Genomic DNA, 17,022 nt, shown 5'->3' with positions numbered 1-17,022 from the left:
GGACGGCACGTGTCGTGCACGAGACCGACGAGCGCGGCGCCGTGCTATTCGGCCAGGCCGTAGAGACGGTCGCCCGCATCGCCGAGACCCGGCACGATGTAGCCCTTGTCATTCAGCTTCTCGTCGACCGCGCCCAGCACGATCGACACCTCGCGGCCGTGCATGGCCTTCTCTACCGCGGCAAGACCCTCCGGCGAGGCGAGGATGCACACGGCCGTGACGTCGACGGCCCCGCGGTCGAGCAGGAAGTCGATGGCGGCGATCAGCGAGCCGCCGGTGGCCAGCATCGGGTCGAGCACGAAGCACTGGCGGTTCGAGAGGTCGTCGGGCAGACGCTCGGCGTAGGTGACCGGCTGGAGCGTCTCCTCGTCGCGCATCATGCCGAGGAAGCCGACCTCGGCCGTCGGCACCAGCTTGGTCATGCCCTCGAGCATTCCGAGCCCGGCACGAAGGATCGGCACGACAAGCGGCCGGGGCTTCGAGATCGCGAGCCCCGTGGTCGGCGCGACCGGCGTGACGATGTCGTACGGCTCGGTGCGGACGTTGCGCGTCGCCTCGTACGCCAGCAGGGTCACCAGCTCTTCGGTCAGGGCGCGGAACGTCGGCGACGACGTCTCGCGGTCACGGAGCACCGTGAGCTTGTGGGTGATCAGGGGGTGGTCGGCCACGTGCACTCGCATAGGCTCGAGGCTAGCCGACCCGAGAGGCGGGCGGTTCCGAGCGAGAGGCTCCTGGTGACGCGGGTTCCCGCCGAATTCGAGCGTTGGATGCACGAGGCCGTCTCCGAGGCGGCCCACTGCGCCGAGACGGGCGACGTCCCGGTCGGGGCGCTCGTGCTCGACGCGGCGGGCGTCGTCATCGGCCGCGGTCACAACGAGCGCGAGGCCCTGCACGATCCCACCGCTCACGCCGAGGTGCTCGCACTCCGCGACGCGGCGCGCACCACCGGGGACTGGCACCTGACGGGGACCACGCTGGTGGTCACACTCGAGCCCTGCCCGATGTGCGCGGGGGCGATCCTGGCCGCCCGAGTGCCGCGCGTCGTCTTCGGCGCGTGGGACGAGAAGGCCGGCGCGGCGGGGAGCGTCTACGACGTGCTGCGGGACCGACGGCTGCCGCACCGCGCCGAGGTCTATGGCGGCGTGCTCGAGTCGAGCTGTGCATCCCTGCTCGACGCGTTCTTCGCGGCCCGCCGCTGAGTTTTCGCGGAGGCCGCCGCGCGACGCATCACGGACTGTTCCACGCGCCGCGGCACGTTGCGTTGACCGCGATACGTTGCGCGGCAGCCCGCCCCCGATCGAGTCGGGAGTTCAGTCGGCGGCGCGGATCACGATCGTGTCGGTCGCGGGTGAGACGGCGCCGGGCTCGACCCAGACGTCGGGCTCGACGTAGATGACCCGGGCGACGGGCACGGCGGCCCGGATGCGCGCCTCGACGGCGTTGATCGCGGAGGCGACGTCGGCCAGGAGCATCCGACCCGAGAGGGCGACCTTGACCCCGACGAGCAGCTCCTCGGGCCCGAGGTACAGCGTCTTCATGTGGATGATCGACTCGACCTCGGGGCCGCCCGTGATGGCCTTTCGGATCGCCTCGGTGTCGCTGGCCGACGCGCCCTCCCCGACCAGGAGGCTCTTCGTCTCGATGCCGAGGATGATCGCCACGAGGATCAGCAGGACGCCGATGAGGACCGTCCCGAGGGCGTCGAACAGGCTGTTGCCCGTCACGACCGTGAGGCCGACGCCGAAGAACGCGAGTACCAGGCCGGTGAGAGCGGCGGTGTCTTCGAGGAGGAGGACCGGCAGCTCGGGGGCCTTGGCGCGGCGGATGAACGAGAACCAGCCCTGGTCGCCCTTGTGCGGTCGGGCCTCGCGAAGGGCGGTGCGGAGCGAGAACGACTCCAGGACGATGGCGATCACGAGCACGAGCATCGGCAGCCACCAGTTGTCGAGCTCGTGCGGGTGCTGGATCTTGCCGATGCCTTCGTAGAGCGAGAACACACCGCCGATGGAGAACAGGATGATCGACACGACGAACGCGTAGACGTAGCGCTCGCGGCCGTAGCCGAACGGGTGCTCCTCGTCGGCGGCCTTCTTCGACTGGCGGCCGCCGAGCAACAGGAGGAGCTGGTTGGCGGAGTCGGCGATCGAGTGCACGCCCTCGGCCAGCATCGACGCGGAGCCGGAGAAGGCCCACGCGATGATCTTGACCAACGCGATGCCGAGATTGGCCGCGAGCGCCGCGAAGATCGCCTTGTTGCCGCCGGTCGTGCTCATCGCAGGCCCTTCGTTCGTCGCCGGGACCCCTGTGCCCCTGGTGCGTTGCCGCCAATCCTAGGATGGACGGATGACGACGACCCTTCCCGCGACCGCGATTCTCGGAGCCGGCTCGATGGGCGGTGCGATCCTGCACGGCCTGGTGCGACCGGACGTCACCGTCGAAGGCGGTGTCCGCGTCACCAACCGCAGCGAGGCGAAGGCCGTGCCGCTGCGGCACGACGACGTGACCTCGCTCGCGACCGAGACCGATCCGGCCGCCAACGCGTCCGCCGTCACGGGCGCCAAGATCGTCCTTCTGGGCGTCAAGCCGTACATGATCGTCGACCTGCTGCGTGAGATCGCCCCCGTGCTCGAACCCGGCACCGTGGTCGTGAGCCTGGCGGCGGGGACGACGATCGCGACCATGGAGGCCGAACTGCCGGCGAGCATCCCCGTGCTCCGGGCCATGCCCAACACGCCCGCGGTCGTCGGCCGAGGGGTCACCGGGCTCGCCGCCGGCACGCGCTCGAGCGACGCCGACCTCGCTCTGGCCAAGAGCCTGTTCGAGGTGGTCGGCGACGTCGTGGTCATCCCCGAAGACAAGATCGACGCCCTGAGCACGGTGTCGGGCTCGGGGCCGGCGTACGTCTTCTACTTCATCGAAGAGCTCACGAAGACGGCGATCGACCTCGGCTTCTCGCCGGTGCAGGCCGCCACGATGGTGCAGGGCACGTTCCGCGGAGCCTCCGAGCTGCTGGCCTCCGACGTCACCGCGCCCGACGAGCTCCGACGCCGCGTGACGAGCCCGAACGGCACCACCGAGAAGGCCGTCGAGGTGCTCCAGTCGGGCGGCCTCAAAGAGCTGTTCGACCGGGCCACGGCGGCGGCGGCGGCCCGCGCGGCGGAGATCGCGGCGAGCTAGCGAGGCCAGCGGGCGCCTCAGCCCACCGGCGCCTCAGCCCGCCGAAGCCTCAGCTCTCCAGCGCGGAGAACCGTTCGAGCGCGGCTTCCGCCCCGCTCACGATGATCAGGTCGTGGTCGTCGACGACGGTCTCGGGCGTGGCCGGCTGGAAGGCCCCGCCCGGCGTCTTCACGCCCACGATCCGCACGCCGAACTTGGTCAGCACCTTCGACGCGGCCAGGGCCCTGCCACGCACGAGCGCCGGCGGATACATCTTCACGATGGCGAAGTCGTCGTCGAATTCGATGTAGTCGAGCATCCGCCCGCTCACCAGGTGCGCGACGCGCTCGCCGGCCTCGGCCTCGGGGTAGACGACGTGGGTGGCGCCGATGCGGGTGAGGATCTTGCCGTGGGATCGCGAGATCGCCTTCGCCCAGATCTGCGGCACCTCGAGGTCGACGAGGTTGGCCGTGATCAGCACGCTGTCCTCGATCGACGAGCCCACGGCGACCACGGCGATGGCGAAGTCCGCCGCCCCGATCTGGCGGAGCGCGTCGATGTCGGTGGCGTTCGCCTGCACCGCGTGCGTCACCCGCTCGGCCCACTTCTGCACGAGCTCGGCGTCGGTGTCGACGACCAGGACGTCGCGGTCCTGGCGTTCGAGCTGGCCCGCGGTCGCCGCGCCGAAACGGCCGAGGCCGATGACGAGGACGGGAGCGTCGTGGGGGATCCGGTCAACCAACGATGGGCCTTTCTTCGGGACGGGTGAAGAGCTGCCGCTTCTGCGAGTTCGCGAGGGCGACGGCCAGGGTCACGGTGCCGACGCGGCCCATCCACATGGTGACGGCCAGCACGTACTTCGCCGAGTCGGGGAGGTCGGCGGTCAGCCCGACCGACAGGCCGCAGGTCGCGAAGGCGGAGATCACCTCGAAGAGGACGTGCGACAACGAGGCCTTCGTGATCTGCAGGATCACGATGGTCGCCACTGCCACGATGGTCGCGCCCCAGAGCGCGACGCTCACCGACAGGCGCAGGACGTCGCTGGGGATGCGACGCCCGAACGCCTCCATGCTTCGGCGGCCGCGCGCCTCGGCGACCGCCGCCAGGAACAGCACGGCCAGCGTCGTCACCTTGAGCCCGCCGGCCGTCGACGCCGAGCCGCCGCCGATGAACATCAGCATGTCGGCCACGAGCAGGCTCGAGTCGTGCAGGTGCGAGATGTCGAAGGTGGAGAAGCCGCCCGACCGCGTCATGGTCGACAGGAAGAGCGACTGGAAGATCGTCGATCCGAGCGGCTTCTCGCCGAACGTGCGCGGGTTGTCGTTCTCGAGCAGGAGGAACAGGACGGTTCCGGCCACGAGCAGGATCGCCGTGGTGGTCAGGGTGAGTTTGACATGCAGCGACCAGCGCCGCGGTTGGCGGGGGTTGCGGATCACGGCGTAGATCACCGGGAACCCGATGCTGCCGAGGAACACCGCCACCATGAGGAGTCCGAGGAACACGTCGTCGCCGGCGAAGGGCGTGAGACCCGCGGCGTTCGGCGTGAAGCCCGTGTTCGTGAAGGCCATGGCCGCGTAGTAGAAGCTGTCGAGGACGGCGTCGCCCGCGGGGACCCCGGCCCCGAGCATCCTCGGGATCAGCAATGCTCCGATGATCAGCTCGATCGACAGGGTGCTGCCGGCCACGGTCGCGAGCAGCCCGCCGACCTCGCCGAGCCGCACAGCCTGCCCCTCGGGCACCGGACCGGCGTGCGCCCTCAGGGGATTCGAGTCGCCCGCGGCCATCAGGCGGGAGCGGAGACCGAGACGCCCGGACACGACGAGGCCGAGGATGCTCGCCACGGTCAGCACCCCGATGGCGCCGATCTGCACCCCGACGAAGATCACCACGTGCCCGAAGAGCGACCAGTGCGTGGCCATGTCGACTGTGGCCAGGCCGGTGACGCAGATCACCGAGACCGCGGAGAACAGCGAGTCGGCGACGGGGGTGACCCGACCGTCGGCGGCGCTCAGCGGCAGCATGAAGAGGGCCGTGAACAGGAGGATCAGCGTGGTGAACAGCAGGATGGCGAAGCGGGCGGGGGAGCGCCGCGCCAGGTCGCCGAACCGGTCGCGGGCGCGGCCCACGGGCGAAGGACGAGGGCCGTGGGATGCCCGACCGGGCTTTCGGGAGGGTGCGGTGGTAGCCACTCGATCTCCCACCCGTCCGATCATCCGAATCAGCATGGTACTCCCGGCCGGAGATCGCTAGCCTGAGCCAATGGCCGACCTCTTCACCGTGATCGCCGACCCCACCCGGCGCGAGATCCTGCGTGTCCTGCTCGAACGCCGCGACGACGCGACGTCGTCGCCCGCCTCCGCTGCCGGGTTCGCCCACGGCGACGCCGGTGCGGGCGAGATCAACGTCGGCGACCTCGTGATCGAACTCTCGCTCAGCCAGCCGACGGTCTCCAAGCACCTCCGCGTCCTCCGCGACAGCGGTCTTGTCCACGTTCGCGAGAAGGGGCAGCACCGCTACTACAGCCTCGAGACGGGGCCGTTGCACGACCTCGAGAAGTGGCTGCACGGGTTCCTCGCGCCGGTCGAGGCCCTGGTCGCCGCCGAGGCCGTGTCCGACGCCGCTACCGAGGTGGTGCCGGCGGCTTCCGGAGGCCCGCTCCGCCCCGTGCCGGTGCCTGCTCCGCTCCGTCGGGCCGCCGAGAACCTGCCCGATGCGAAGGACGTCGGTGCGACGCTCGGGCGTGCCGTCGCCCAGGCGCAGAACCGTGCCTCGTCCGCCGTGAAGAAGCGGCTCGGGCGCCGCGACTGACCCGCGTCGACGGCCTTCCTCGACCCGCTCGAACGGGGGCTGCCGCCCGGCTTGCCACGGTGTCACATGCGCCCCTAAAGTAACCACAGGGCTCACGAGTAACACTCATCAGCCGCATAGCCACCGCCTTGCTCCGACTGTTCGTCGGACGGGCCCGAAACCCGAGGCAGGACGATGTCGGACGATCTGACAGACGTGCGCTTTCTCACCGTTGCCGAAGTCGCCGACATGATGCGAGTGTCCAAGATGACCGTGTACCGCATGGTGCACTCCGGCGAACTGCCGGCGATCCGCTTCGGCCGGTCGTTCCGCGTTCCCGACTCGGCCGTGCAGGCCGTCCTCCGCGGGGGAGTGGCCGACGTCGGCTGACGTCGGCTGACGTCGTCCGACGGGGTCCACGTCCCGACCCGGTTCGTCTTTCGGCCGCTGGCCGAGTAGACTGACGCGAGGTATTTTTCCGCGGTTCTGATGGGGCCCGGTGTTGCTAGGTCCGAATTCAGAAATCAGTGAGGTGCCCTATGGGTTCTGTTATCAAGAAGCGTCGCAAGCGCATGGCGAAGAAGAAGCACCGCAAGCTGCTTCGTAAGACTCGTCACCAGCGTCGCAACAAGAAGTAGAGATACGAAACGTGCCCCGGCCGATGGTCGGGGCATTTTTTGTGCCCGCTACGCTGAAGTCGTGCCACGAATCGAACTGCTGACGAAACCCGGGTGTCATCTCTGCGACGACGCCCGGGCATCCCTCGCCCAGGTCCTCGCCGAAGACGAGTTCGCCGGGGCGATCGCCGCGCCGGGCTTCGCCGAGCAGAACATCCTCGACGACGCCGCGCTCACCGACGAGTACTTCGAGGACATCCCCGTCGTGAAGATCGACGGCCGCGTGCACACGACCTGGCGCGTCGACCAGGAGCGCCTCCGCGCAGCCCTCCGCACCTCTCTCGCTCGCGAGACCGACCCCACGAAAGCGGCGTCATGACCGTCAAGCACATCGTCCTCTGGAAGCTCAAGGCGACCGACGAGCTCGAGAAGGCCGAAGCGATCGCCCGCATCACCCAGCTGCTGAACGGCCTCGTGGGCCGGGTCGAGTCGATCCGCAGCCTGACGGTCGGCGTGAACGGCGCCTACCCCGAGACGAACTCCGACATCTCGGTCGTGGCCGACTTCGACGACTACGAGGGCGTGCAGGCCTACCAGGTGCACCCCGACCACCAGGAGGTCGCGGCGGAGATCCGCACTCTGGTGGCGTCCCGCGCCGGTATCGACTTCGAATACTGAGGTCGCCCCGAAGCGAGCGTTCGCTGCTCGTCGAGCGGCTACGGCTCCAGGCGCGTCGGCCCGCGGAACAGGTACGTCGCCTCGCGCAGGTTCGGCAGCCCCAGCAGCAGCATCAGCACGCGCGACAGGCCCATGCCGAACCCGCCGTGCGCCGGCACGCCGTAGCGGAAGAAGTCGAGGTAGCCGTCGAGCTCCTCGGGGTCGAGACCCTTCTCCTTGATCTGCTCGGTGAGCACGTCGACGCGGTGCTCGCGCTGAGCTCCGGTCGAGATCTCGGTGCCGTTGAAGATGAGGTCGTAGCTGTTGGTGATCGACGGGTCGCCTTCGCGACGCATGTGGTAGAACGGCCGGATCGTCGAGGCGTAGTCGGTGAGGAAGACGAACTCCGAGCCCAGCTCTTCGCGCGCGTACGCCGCGATCTGGCGCTCGCCCTCCGGGTCCATGTCGTCGTCGGCCCGCGGGATCTCGTAGCCGCGTGAGGCCACGATCTTCTTCGCCTCGGCCAGGGGGATGCGCGGGAAGGGCAGCGTCGGGACGGTCACCTCGACGTCGAACAGCTCCTTGATCGCGTCGCCGTGCTTGTCCTTCACGGCCTGGAAGCCCGCGACGAGGATCTCCTCGTGCATCTTCATGACGTCTTCGTGCGAGTCGATCCAACTGATCTCGGCGTCGACGGAGGTGAACTCGGTGGCGTGGCGCGAGGTGAAGCTGGGGTCGGCTCGGAACGCGGGCCCGACCTCGAAGATCTTGCCGAAGCCAGCCGGCTGCGCCATCTGCTTGAAGAACTGGGGGCTCTGCGCGAGGAACGCGCTGCCGTCGAAGTACTCGACCCGGAACAGCTCGGCCTTCGACTCGCTGGCCGACGCCATCAGCTTCGGGGTCTGGATCTCGATGTAGTCGTGCTCGACCCAGTAGCTGCGGAGGGCGTGGAGGAAGGTCGTCTGGATCTTGAAGATCAGGGCGTTGCGGGGCACGCGGAGGTCGAGGAATCGCCAGTCCATGCGCTTGTCGATGCCGGAGTCGTCTTTGATCGGGGTCTCGGCGATCGCGAGCGACGCCACGTCGAGGGCGTCGAGCTTGATCTCGACGCCGCCGAGCTTGACGCGCTCGTCGTGCTTGAGCTCGCCGGTGGCGGTGAGGAAGCTGCCCTGCGAGAGCGAGGTGATCGTGTCGGAGACGTCGGTGGCGACGATCTCGCCGTCGTCGCCGCTCACGCGCGGGGCGACGAGCTGCACGGCGCCGGACTCGTCGCGGAGCACGACGAACTGCACCTTCTTCTGATCCCGCACCGTCTCGACCCACCCGGACACCGAGACGGGTCCGTCGGAGGAGGCAGCGAGGTCTTTGATGAGGGTGCGTTCAGTCACGAGCAGCGAGTCTACCGGCTGTGGATATCCTCCATGGGAGGTGGGCGCGACGGGGCAATCTACACTGGAAGTCGTGCCCGCGAACCAGATCCACCTCGTCCGTCACGGCGAGGTGTTCAATCCCGAGGGCGTCCTCTACGGGCGCATCGAGGGTTTCGGGCTGAGCACGCTCGGGCACCGGATGGCCGAGGCCTCCGCCCGTTCGCTCCGCGAAGAGAGCCTCCCCATCCGCCGACTGGTCGCGAGCCCTCTCCAGCGCACCCAGGAGAGCGCCGAGCCCTGGGCCCGCCGCTTCGGTCTCGAGATCGAGACCGACGCCCGTCTCATCGAGCCGACGAACAAGTTCGAGGGCCGGCAGCAGACCTACAAGAAGGCGCTGGTCACTCCGGCCGAGTGGCCCTGGATCGCCAACCCTCTCAAGCCCAGTTGGGGCGAGGCCTACGTGAGCATCGCCGCTCGCATGCTGGCCGCCGTCGACGAAGCCTGGCGCAGTGTCGACGACGGCGACGTCGTCCTCGTCAGCCACCAGCTCCCCATCTGGATGGTCCATCGCAGTCTCAAGGGTGAGCGACTGTTCCACGATCCCCGCAGAAGACGATGCTCGCTCTCGAGCATCACCACCCTCGAGCACCACGGCGACGCCTTCGTCGAGGTCTCCTACCGTGAACCGGCCGCGGCCCTCCAGGCCTCCGCCGTCGACACAGGAGCAGTGTGAACAAGAAGAACCTCGTCCGCGTCGCCGTGATGGCCGCCGTGGCGGCCGTCGCCCTGACCGGCTGCACCAACAACGACAGCCTGATCAAGCAGTACGGCAGCGGCTCGAACCAGAACTACATCTCCGGCGACGGCACCCTGACCGAGATCAAGCCCGCCGATCGCAAAGACCCGGTCGAATTCACCACCAGCCTCGACACCGGTGCCACCCTCAAGCGCAGCGACTACCAGGGCAAGGTCATGGTCGTGAACTTCTGGTACGCCTCCTGCCCGCCCTGCCGCCTCGAGGCCCCCGACCTCGAGAGCCTCAGCCAGAAGTACGACAGCCAGGGCGTGCAGTTCCTCGGCGTCAACGTGCGCGACCAGACCGACACCGCCAAGGCCTTCGAGCGCTCGTTCAAGATCAGCTACCCCTCGGTGATCGACGCGGCCGACGCCAAGGTGCAGCTCGCCTTCTCCGGCCAGCGCGGCCCGAACGCCACCCCGACCACGATCGTCCTCGACCAGAAGGGCCGGGTCGCCGCCCGCGTCCTGGGCGAGGTCAACAAGAGCGTCCTCGACACCCTCATCAGCGACACGGTCGCCGAGAACGACAAGTGAACTTCGCCGGCAATCCCTTCTTCCAGGCCGTGACGAGCGGCCAACTCGTCGTCGCCGTCCCCGTCGCGATCCTCGCCGGCATCATCTCCTTCCTCTCTCCCTGCGTGCTCCCGCTCGTGCCGGGGTACCTCGGCTACGTCGGCGGCCTCGCCGGCAACGGCACGCGGGATGCCCGGGGCAAGCGCATCGACCGAGGGCGCTTGCTGCTCGGGGTCGTCATGTTCGTGCTCGGCTTCACCGTGGTCTTCGTCGCCCTCAACACGGGAGCGGGCATCCTCGGATTCTGGTTCCTGGAATGGCGCAACCTCCTCACGCGCCTGCTCGGCATCGTCGTGATCGTGATGGGCCTGGTGTTCATCGGCAACTTCCCGATCTTCCAGCGCACGACGAAGCTCCGGATCAGCCCGAAGACCGGCCTGGTCGGTGCCCCGCTGCTCGGCATCGTCTTCGGCCTCGGCTGGAGCCCGTGCCTCGGGCCCACGCTGGCCGCCATCACCGCCCTGTCGCTCAACTCCGGCTCGGCCAAGCAGGGCTTCCTGCTCGGTGTCGCCTACTGCGTGGGTCTCGGCATCCCGTTCCTGTTCGTCGCTCTCGGCCTCGGCTGGATGACGCGCTCCATCGCTTTCGTCAAACGGCACATCCGTGCCGTCAACCTCGTAGGAGGCAGCCTTCTCGTGCTCATCGGTGTTCTCATGGTCGCCGGGGTCTGGACCGACCTCATGTCACGTCTCGGGGCGGTGATCGCGAACTATGGCACGGTCGTCTGATCCCGAAGAGCCCACCGGTTCGAGCGCGCCCGGCTCAGTGACCGACGCCTCCGCTCAAGACCGCACCGACGAGCGGGCCGACCCGCTGCGTCCGCGCGACCACATCGACTACGTCGCTCCCGCCTCCGAGGCCTCCGGCTCCGGCTCGTCGGGGTCCGGCTCCGGCGACGGCACGATCACGCAACCCCGGCTGAGCTTCCTCGGCTACGTCCGCTTCTTCTGGCGGCAGCTCACCAGCATGCGCACGGCCCTGTTCCTGCTCATGCTTCTGGCCATCGCCGCCATCCCCGGGTCGCTCGTGCCGCAGCAGAGCGCCGACCCCAACGGCGTCGCGCAGTACAAGATCGACCACGCCCAGCTGTACCCGATCCTCAACTGGTTCGGCCTGTTCAACACCTACAACACGCCCTGGTTCTCGGCCGTGTACCTGCTGCTGTTCATCTCGCTGATCGGCTGCATCATCCCGCGCACCAAGCACCACTTCGACGCCCTCCGCGCTCGTCCGCCCAAGACCCCGGCGCGGCTCTCGCGTCTGGCGGGATTCCAGTCGCACCCGGTCCGCAGCGAGGGCGTGAACGGCAAGGCTCCCGTGTCGGCCGACATCGCCATCGCGGCCGCCCGCACCCAGCTCCGTCGCGCCGGCTACCGCACCCAGGTGTACGGCGACTCCGTCAGCGCCGAGCGCGGCTACCTCCGCGAGACGGGCAACCTCGTCTTCCACATGGCGCTGCTCGGAGTGCTCATCACCGTCGGCATCGGCGGCAGCTTCGGCTACACCGGCAACCGCGTGGTCGTCGCCGGGCAGAGCTTCTCCAACAACCTCGGCTCGTACGACTCGTTCAACCCGGGCCGATGGTTCACCGCGTCGCAGCTCGCGCCGTACAACATCCGGGTCGACAAGTTCGTGGCCAAGTACGAGACGAAGATCGCCTCGTCGCTCGGCACGCCGCTCGACTACACCGCCTACGTCACCACGCAGGAGCAGGGTCAGAAAGAGAAGAAGACGACCATCAAGGTCAACCACCCGCTCGACATCGGCGGCACGCAGGTCTACGTGCTCGGCAACGGCTACGCGGTCGACGTCACCGTCCGCGACGGCCAGGGCAACGTGGCGTTCAAAGACGAGGTCCCGTTCCTCCCGCAAGACGCCAACCTGACCTCGCTCGGGGTCATCAAGGTGCCCGACGCCCTGCCCCAGCAGCTCGGCATGATCGGGTTCTTCTACCCGAGCGCCACTCCTCTCAGCACCGGCGCGCTCACCTCCAACTACCCCGACACGATCAACCCGGAGCTCACCCTCGACGTCTACGCCGGAGACCTCGGCCTCAACGACGGGGTGCCGAAGTCGGTCTACACGCTCAACACCGACGGGTTGAAGCCGATCGCGGGCACCACCTCGAAGGCGGAAGAGAAGCCGATCACCCTCAAGCCGGGCGAGACCGTGAAGCTGCCCGACGGCCTGGGCTCCGTGGAGTTCACCGGCGTCAAGCGCTTCGTCTCACTCGACATCCACCACGACCCGTCGCAGGTCTACGTGCTGATCTTCGCGGTCCTGATCGTCCTCGGCCTGCTCACGGGCCTCTTCATCCCGCGCCGTCGCGTGTGGGTGAAGGCGGTCAGCGGGCCGAACGGTCTGTCGCTCGAGTACGCGGGCCTGGCCCGAGGCGAAGACCCCACGCTCGAACGCGCGGTCGACGACCTCGCCAAGCGACACCTGGCGATGATCGGGTCGCCGAAGCAGAACACCCCTCCCCACCCAGAACCGAGGCCTGAAAAGGCCGACGACGGAAGTAGGCTGTCCCAGTGACGTCCGCAGAACTCTCGACTTACTGCCTCTACGCTGCGTACTCGGCCATGGCCATCTACGTGATCTCCTTCATCGCGTTCGCGCTCGACCTCGCCAAGCGCTCCGGCGACGCCCAGATGGCGGCGACCGCGGCTCTCAAGGCGCAGGCCGTCCAGGCGAAGGCCCGTGCCGGTGCCGTCCTCGAGATGGCCGGTGGTGGATCCCCCGCTTATGGTTCGGGTGGCGGCGTGGCAGTCCTCGAGCGCACCGACGTGCCGAGCCTCGAGGCCCCGCGTAAGTCGTCGAAGTTCGAGCGCATCGGCATGTCGATGATGGCTCTCGGGCTCGTCGTCCACATCGTCTCGGTCGTGTTCCGCGGACTCGCCGCCGGCCGCGTGCCGTGGGCGAACATGTTCGAGTTCGGCCTCACCGGCACCGCGCTGATCGTCGCGATGTTCCTGGTCGTCAACCTCTTCGTCAACGTGAAGTACCTCGGCGCCTACGTCATGGGCCTCAACCTGATCCTGCTCGGGGTCGCCGTCGTCAACTTCTACGTCGCCGTCAGCCCGCTCGTTCCGGCCCTGCAGTCGTACTGGCTGGTCATCCACGTCTTCGTCGCCTGCCTCGGCACCGCGTTCTTCGCGATCGCAGCCGGCCTCTCCGCCGCGCAGATCGTCCAGGCCCGCCGCGAGATGTCGAAGAACGCCGGCATCAAGCTGTTCGACACGCTTCCCGGCGCCGACCGTCTCGAAGACCTCGCCTACCGCATCGCGCTGGTCGGCTTCGTGCTCTGGACCTTCACGCTCATCGCCGGCGCCGTCTGGGCCGAGAAGGCCTGGGGTCGCTACTGGGGCTGGGACACCAAAGAGGTCTGGACCTTCATCATCTGGGTCATCTACGCCGGCTACATCCACGCCCGTGCGACACGCGGCTGGCGCGGGGCCCGGTCGTCGTACCTCTCGCTGGTCGGTTTCGCCGCGGTGATGTTCAACTTCTCGGTCGTGAACCTGTTCTTCAAGGGGCTGCACGCGTACTCGGGGCTGTAGGCCTCGGCCTCCGCTGCACCTCCCGGACCCCCGTCGCCTCGTGCGGCGGGGGTTCGTGCATCCCCCGCTCCGGTCTCTCCTGGGTCGCACATGTCGAGCGTTTCGGCGGGCGCTGCCGTCGGCGGCGCATGAATCCGGGGCGACCTCAGCGAATCACTCGCGATTTGCGACAAAGGGCAGGCAGCGAGAGCGGGGGATGCACGGCCCGAGCGCTCAGGACGCCGCGCGCCGCTCCAGCTCGGCATGCGCGGCACGCACCCGCTCGAACCACCAGGCGCGCCGGATGTCGGGCGCTGCCGCGGCCCGCAGCAGGTCCACGTCGACGTCCACCCGCCGCACGTCGATCGCCCCGTCGACCGGCAGCAGCGGCTCGCGCGTGACGTCGGAGGTGAACATCGCCGCCGTCCCGAGGCCGCAGGCGTAGGGGAGCGACGGAATGCTCGCGGCCAGGTGGGCGCCCATCGAGAGCCCGACGGACGTGTCGATCGCACTCGAGACGACGACCGGCAGGCCCGCCTCGGCGACGATCCCGAGGGCGGCGGTCACTCCGCCGAGAGGCTGGGCCTTGATCACGAGGAGGTCGGCGGCTCCGGCCCTGGCGACGGCGAGCGGGTCGGTGGCCTTCCGGACGCTCTCGTCGGCGGCGATGGGCACGCCGAGAGGGGCGGCCAGCTCTCGAAGCGCTTTGAGCTCCGGCACCGTGCGGACCGGCTGCTCGGCGTATTCGAGGCGGTACGGCGCGAAGGCGAGCAGGGCATCCACCGCTTCGTCCACCGTCCAGTTCATGTTGGCGTCGATCCGCACCCGGCCGTCGTCGCCCACGTACTTGCGCGCTGCGGCCACTCGGGCCACGTCGTCGGCGAGCGTGCCGCCCGGCTCGGCGACCTTGACCTTGACCGTGCGGCAGCCGGGGTAGCGAGCGAGGATGCCCGGAACGAGCTCTGCCGGAACCGCGGGCAGCGTCGCGTTCACCTCGACCCGTCGGCGCGAGACGGGTGCGGACGGCCCCCAGCCGAAATCGATCGTCGCCGCCAGCCACGAGGCGGCCTCCTCGGTCTCGTACTCGACGAAGGGGCTGAACTCGGTCCAGCCGTTCGGCCCCTCGACCAGGAGCGCCTCGCGCACGTCCACGCCGCGGAACCGATTGCGCAGCGGCAGGGCCACCACGTGCGCGTCGCGCAACAGGTCGGCGAGAGGGGGGATGCTCGGCGGGAGCACGGGCGAGGGCTGCGAGGCGTCGGACATGCGTCCAGTCTGGCCCGAACTGCGCTGGGAGCGGCAGTGCGCGCCCTCCCGGCGGAGCGGCCCGTCAGTAGGCTGGGGGCATGACTGACCGCGTCTCCGACCTGTTCGATCCGACCGAGTGGACGGAGGCGACGGGGGCGGGCGAGCTGACCGACGTCACGTACCACCACGACGTCCGCGGGCAGATCGCGCGCATCGCGTTCGACCGTCCCGAGGTGCGCAACGCGTTCCGCCCGCAGACCGTCGACGAGCTCGCCCGTGCGCTCGACGACGCGCGGATGAACCCGAAGATCGGCGTCGTGCTCCTGACCGGCAACGGCCCGAGCCCGAAGGACGGCGGCTGGGCGTTCTGCTCCGGCGGCGACCAGCGGATCCGCGGCCGCGACGGCTACAAGTACGAGGGCGACGCGGAGAACACGCCCGATCCGGCGCGTAACGGCCGCCTGCACATCCTCGAGGTCCAGCGCCTCATCCGCACGATGCCCAAGGTCGTCATCGCGGTCGTCCCGGGCTGGGCGGCCGGCGGCGGGCACTCGCTGCACGCCGTCTGCGACCTGACGCTCGCCAGTCGTGAGCACGGCAAGTTCAAGCAGACCGACGCCGACGTCGGCTCGTTCGACGGCGGCTACGGCAGCGCCTACTACGCGAAGCAGATCGGGCAGAAGTTCGCCCGCGAGGTGTTCTTCCTGGCGCAGGAGTACTCCGCCCAGCGCGCCTACGAGATGGGCGCCGTGAACGCCGTCGTCGACCACGCCGATCTCGAGAAGGAGGCCCTGCGCTGGGGCCGCATCATCATGGGCAAGTCGCCCACGAGCATCCGCATGCTCAAGTTCAGCTTCAACGCACTCGACGACGGGCTCGTCGGGCAGCAGGTCTTCGCGGGCGAGGCCACCCGTCTCGCCTACGGCACCGACGAGGCCGTCGAGGGGCGCGACTCGTTCCTCGAGAAGCGCGAGCCCGACTGGTCGCCGTACCCGTGGCAGTTCTGAGCTCGTGACCCATCCGCTCCTCCCCGTCGACGCCCGCGACCCCCGCCGCGTCTTCGAGGCGCTCCGCGAGGCCCTCTCCGGCGGGCCGGCGATCAACCCGCGCATCGACGACAGCGTGCCGTCCGACCTGCCGGCCGAGGTCGAGAAGAAGGTGGTCCTCGTCATCGAGACGAGCGGCTCCACCGGGCACGCCAAGCGCGTCGGGCTCTCCGCCGAGGCGCTGCTCGCCGGTGCCGCGGCTGCCGACGCCGCCCTCGCCGGGCCGGGGCAGTGGGTGTTGGCGCTGCCCGCGCACTACGTGGCCGGGACGAACGTGCTGGTGCGGTCGTTGGCCGCGTCGACCGTGCCGGCGTTCGTGCCGCGCGGACACTTCGATCCGGTGGCATTCGTGGCGGCTGCCGAGGGGCTCGTGCATCCCACGCGGTACACGTCTCTGGTGCCGGCACAGCTGACGACGCTGCTCGACGCGGGGCCCGCTGCCGTTCGGGCTCTGGGCCGGTTCGACGCCGTGCTCGTCGGGGGGCAGGCGACGCCGCTCGCGCTTCTGTCGCGGGCTCGGGGCGCCGGCGTGCGCGTGGTCCGCACCTACGGTTCCAGCGAGACGAGCGGCGGCTGCGTGTACGACGGAGTGCCTGTGGGTCGCACCCGTGCCGCCGTGGTCGACGGCGAGCTGCAGCTCTCGGGGCCGACACTGGCCGAGTACTACCTGGCGGATCCTGCGCGGACGGCCGCGGCGTTCGTCGAGCGCGACGGGGTGCGCTGGTACCGCACGGGCGACGCGGGCAGCATCTCGTCGGACGGCGTCGTCACGGTGACCGGGCGGCTCGACGACGTGTTCATCTCGGGCGGCGAGAAGGTGTCGCTCGGCGTCGTGGAACGGCTGGTCCGCGAACTGCCCGGGCTCTCGGGCGCGGTGGTGGTTCGGGCACCCGACGCGCGGTGGGGGGAGGTGCCGGTGGTGGTTGTGGGTGGTGCTGGGACTGGGGCTGGGGCTGGTGGTGCTGGTGCTGCTGGCGGTGCTGTCTTGCCGTCGTTGGGCGCCATTCGAGCCGCGGTCGTCGCGGGGGCCGGTCGCGCTGCCGCTCCCGCTCGGCTCCTGACGGTGGATGCCCTGCCCCTCCTTGCCAGCGGCAAGCCCGATCGGGTGGCCCTCACCCGGCTGGCCGGCCTCGATGCTGCTGCTGCTGCTGCTGCGCCGGGTCGCAACGAGTTCTCCCCAGGCGACACCTCCTCCACAGCCTGATCCGAGGCGCGGGATGCACGGGGCCCG

The 17,022-nt window shown here is 69.3% G+C and carries 20 protein-coding genes; 14 read left to right on the top strand and 6 right to left on the bottom strand.

Translation table 11 applies throughout. The annotated features are described in order from the left end of the window. Positions 1–44: 44 nt before the first annotated feature. Positions 45–680, bottom strand: a complete 636-nt coding sequence (upp, locus tag ABEA39_RS11635) for a uracil phosphoribosyltransferase (protein WP_345376041.1) — start codon at positions 678–680, stop codon at positions 45–47. Positions 681–767: 87 nt separating this feature from the next. Here upp and tadA point away from each other — a divergent pair, with 87 nt between their 5' ends. Continuing rightward, complete coding sequence (tadA, locus tag ABEA39_RS11630) at positions 768–1,199, top strand: tRNA adenosine(34) deaminase TadA (RefSeq protein WP_345376123.1); 432 nt, start codon at positions 768–770, stop codon at positions 1,197–1,199. A 111-nt stretch (positions 1,200–1,310) separates the two neighbouring features. Here the strand turns inward: tadA and ABEA39_RS11625 are convergent, their stop codons facing one another. Further along, positions 1,311–2,273 (bottom strand): cation diffusion facilitator family transporter, encoded by a 963-nt coding sequence (locus ABEA39_RS11625; protein ID WP_345376039.1) that lies wholly within the window; start codon positions 2,271–2,273, stop codon positions 1,311–1,313. Positions 2,274–2,343: 70 nt separating this feature from the next. Here ABEA39_RS11625 and proC point away from each other — a divergent pair, with 70 nt between their 5' ends. Beyond that, positions 2,344–3,177, top strand: a complete 834-nt coding sequence (gene proC / locus ABEA39_RS11620) for a pyrroline-5-carboxylate reductase (RefSeq protein WP_345376037.1) — start codon at positions 2,344–2,346, stop codon at positions 3,175–3,177. A gap of 49 nt (positions 3,178–3,226) precedes the next feature. On the opposite strand, the gene ABEA39_RS11615 is transcribed toward proC, so the two are convergent. Both ABEA39_RS11615 and ABEA39_RS11610 read right to left on the bottom strand, forming a co-directional pair. Beyond that, positions 3,227–3,898: a potassium channel family protein gene (locus ABEA39_RS11615; RefSeq protein WP_345376036.1), complete on the bottom strand. Its 672-nt coding sequence runs from the start codon at positions 3,896–3,898 to the stop codon at positions 3,227–3,229. Further along, positions 3,891–5,282 carry a TrkH family potassium uptake protein gene (locus ABEA39_RS11610; protein WP_345376122.1) on the bottom strand — a complete coding sequence of 464 codons (1,392 nt, stop codon included), beginning with the start codon at positions 5,280–5,282 and terminating at the stop codon, positions 3,891–3,893. The genes ABEA39_RS11615 and ABEA39_RS11610 overlap by 8 nt, the downstream gene beginning before the upstream one ends. Positions 5,283–5,415: 133 nt before the next feature. On the opposite strand from ABEA39_RS11610, the gene ABEA39_RS11605 reads away from it, so the two are divergent. The 5 genes from ABEA39_RS11605 to ABEA39_RS11585 all read left to right on the top strand — a co-directional run bounded on the left by ABEA39_RS11605 (position 5,416) and on the right by ABEA39_RS11585 (position 7,238). Further along, the gene (locus ABEA39_RS11605) at positions 5,416–5,964 is read left to right on the top strand and encodes an ArsR/SmtB family transcription factor (RefSeq protein WP_345376035.1); all 549 of its coding nucleotides are present in this window, start codon (positions 5,416–5,418) and stop codon (positions 5,962–5,964) included. 174 nt (positions 5,965–6,138) lie between these two features. After that, positions 6,139–6,333 carry a helix-turn-helix domain-containing protein gene (locus ABEA39_RS11600; protein WP_345376034.1) on the top strand — a complete coding sequence of 65 codons (195 nt, stop codon included), beginning with the start codon at positions 6,139–6,141 and terminating at the stop codon, positions 6,331–6,333. Between the two features lie 149 nt (positions 6,334–6,482). Next, complete coding sequence (locus ABEA39_RS11595; protein WP_003792170.1) at positions 6,483–6,581, top strand: 30S ribosomal protein bS22; 99 nt, start codon at positions 6,483–6,485, stop codon at positions 6,579–6,581. Positions 6,582–6,642: 61 nt separating this feature from the next. Next, entirely contained in the window at positions 6,643–6,939 is a 297-nt protein-coding gene (locus ABEA39_RS11590; RefSeq protein WP_345376033.1) for a glutaredoxin family protein, read from the top strand. Next, entirely contained in the window at positions 6,936–7,238 is a 303-nt protein-coding gene (locus ABEA39_RS11585) for a Dabb family protein (RefSeq protein WP_345376032.1), read from the top strand. Before ABEA39_RS11590 ends, ABEA39_RS11585 begins: the two co-directional genes overlap by 4 nt. A gap of 38 nt (positions 7,239–7,276) precedes the next feature. On the opposite strand, the gene aspS is transcribed toward ABEA39_RS11585, so the two are convergent. After that, on the bottom strand, positions 7,277–8,605 hold the full coding sequence (gene aspS, locus ABEA39_RS11580; RefSeq protein ID WP_345376031.1) for an aspartate--tRNA(Asn) ligase: 1,329 nt from the start codon (positions 8,603–8,605) through the stop codon (positions 7,277–7,279). A 73-nt stretch (positions 8,606–8,678) separates the two neighbouring features. Between aspS and ABEA39_RS11575 the strand changes: the two genes are divergently transcribed. From ABEA39_RS11575 to ccsB, 5 genes are read left to right on the top strand one after another with little or no spacing between them, the layout of a single operon-like run. After that, complete coding sequence (locus tag ABEA39_RS11575) at positions 8,679–9,320, top strand: histidine phosphatase family protein (protein ID WP_345376030.1); 642 nt, start codon at positions 8,679–8,681, stop codon at positions 9,318–9,320. Further along, positions 9,317–9,919, top strand: a complete 603-nt coding sequence (locus ABEA39_RS11570; RefSeq protein ID WP_345376029.1) for a TlpA family protein disulfide reductase — start codon at positions 9,317–9,319, stop codon at positions 9,917–9,919. The genes ABEA39_RS11575 and ABEA39_RS11570 overlap by 4 nt, the downstream gene beginning before the upstream one ends. Then, positions 9,916–10,686 (top strand): cytochrome c biogenesis CcdA family protein, encoded by a 771-nt coding sequence (locus ABEA39_RS11565; RefSeq protein WP_345376028.1) that lies wholly within the window; start codon positions 9,916–9,918, stop codon positions 10,684–10,686. The genes ABEA39_RS11570 and ABEA39_RS11565 overlap by 4 nt, the downstream gene beginning before the upstream one ends. Further along, positions 10,670–12,493, top strand: coding sequence for a cytochrome c biogenesis protein ResB (gene resB / locus ABEA39_RS11560; protein ID WP_425556964.1), 1,824 nt, complete (start codon positions 10,670–10,672; stop codon positions 12,491–12,493). The genes ABEA39_RS11565 and resB overlap by 17 nt, the downstream gene beginning before the upstream one ends. Continuing rightward, positions 12,490–13,518, top strand: coding sequence for a c-type cytochrome biogenesis protein CcsB (ccsB, locus tag ABEA39_RS11555; protein ID WP_425556963.1), 1,029 nt, complete (start codon positions 12,490–12,492; stop codon positions 13,516–13,518). Before resB ends, ccsB begins: the two co-directional genes overlap by 4 nt. 213 nt (positions 13,519–13,731) lie before the next feature. On the opposite strand, the gene ABEA39_RS11550 is transcribed toward ccsB, so the two are convergent. After that, positions 13,732–14,763 (bottom strand): o-succinylbenzoate synthase, encoded by a 1,032-nt coding sequence (locus ABEA39_RS11550; RefSeq protein WP_345376026.1) that lies wholly within the window; start codon positions 14,761–14,763, stop codon positions 13,732–13,734. An 80-nt stretch (positions 14,764–14,843) separates the two neighbouring features. Between ABEA39_RS11550 and ABEA39_RS11545 the strand changes: the two genes are divergently transcribed. Together ABEA39_RS11545 and ABEA39_RS11540 are read left to right on the top strand one after the other, a co-directional pair. Continuing rightward, positions 14,844–15,752, top strand: coding sequence for a 1,4-dihydroxy-2-naphthoyl-CoA synthase (locus ABEA39_RS11545; RefSeq protein WP_345376025.1), 909 nt, complete (start codon positions 14,844–14,846; stop codon positions 15,750–15,752). Between the two features lie 4 nt (positions 15,753–15,756). Next, entirely contained in the window at positions 15,757–16,995 is a 1,239-nt protein-coding gene (locus tag ABEA39_RS11540; RefSeq protein WP_345376024.1) for an AMP-binding protein, read from the top strand. Positions 16,996–17,022: the final 27 nt, after the last annotated feature.

This window comes from Frondihabitans cladoniiphilus, from assembly GCF_039544345.1.
Classification (GTDB): domain Bacteria; phylum Actinomycetota; class Actinomycetes; order Actinomycetales; family Microbacteriaceae; genus Frondihabitans; species Frondihabitans cladoniiphilus.
This window is presented reverse-complemented; position numbering and strand designations above follow the sequence as displayed.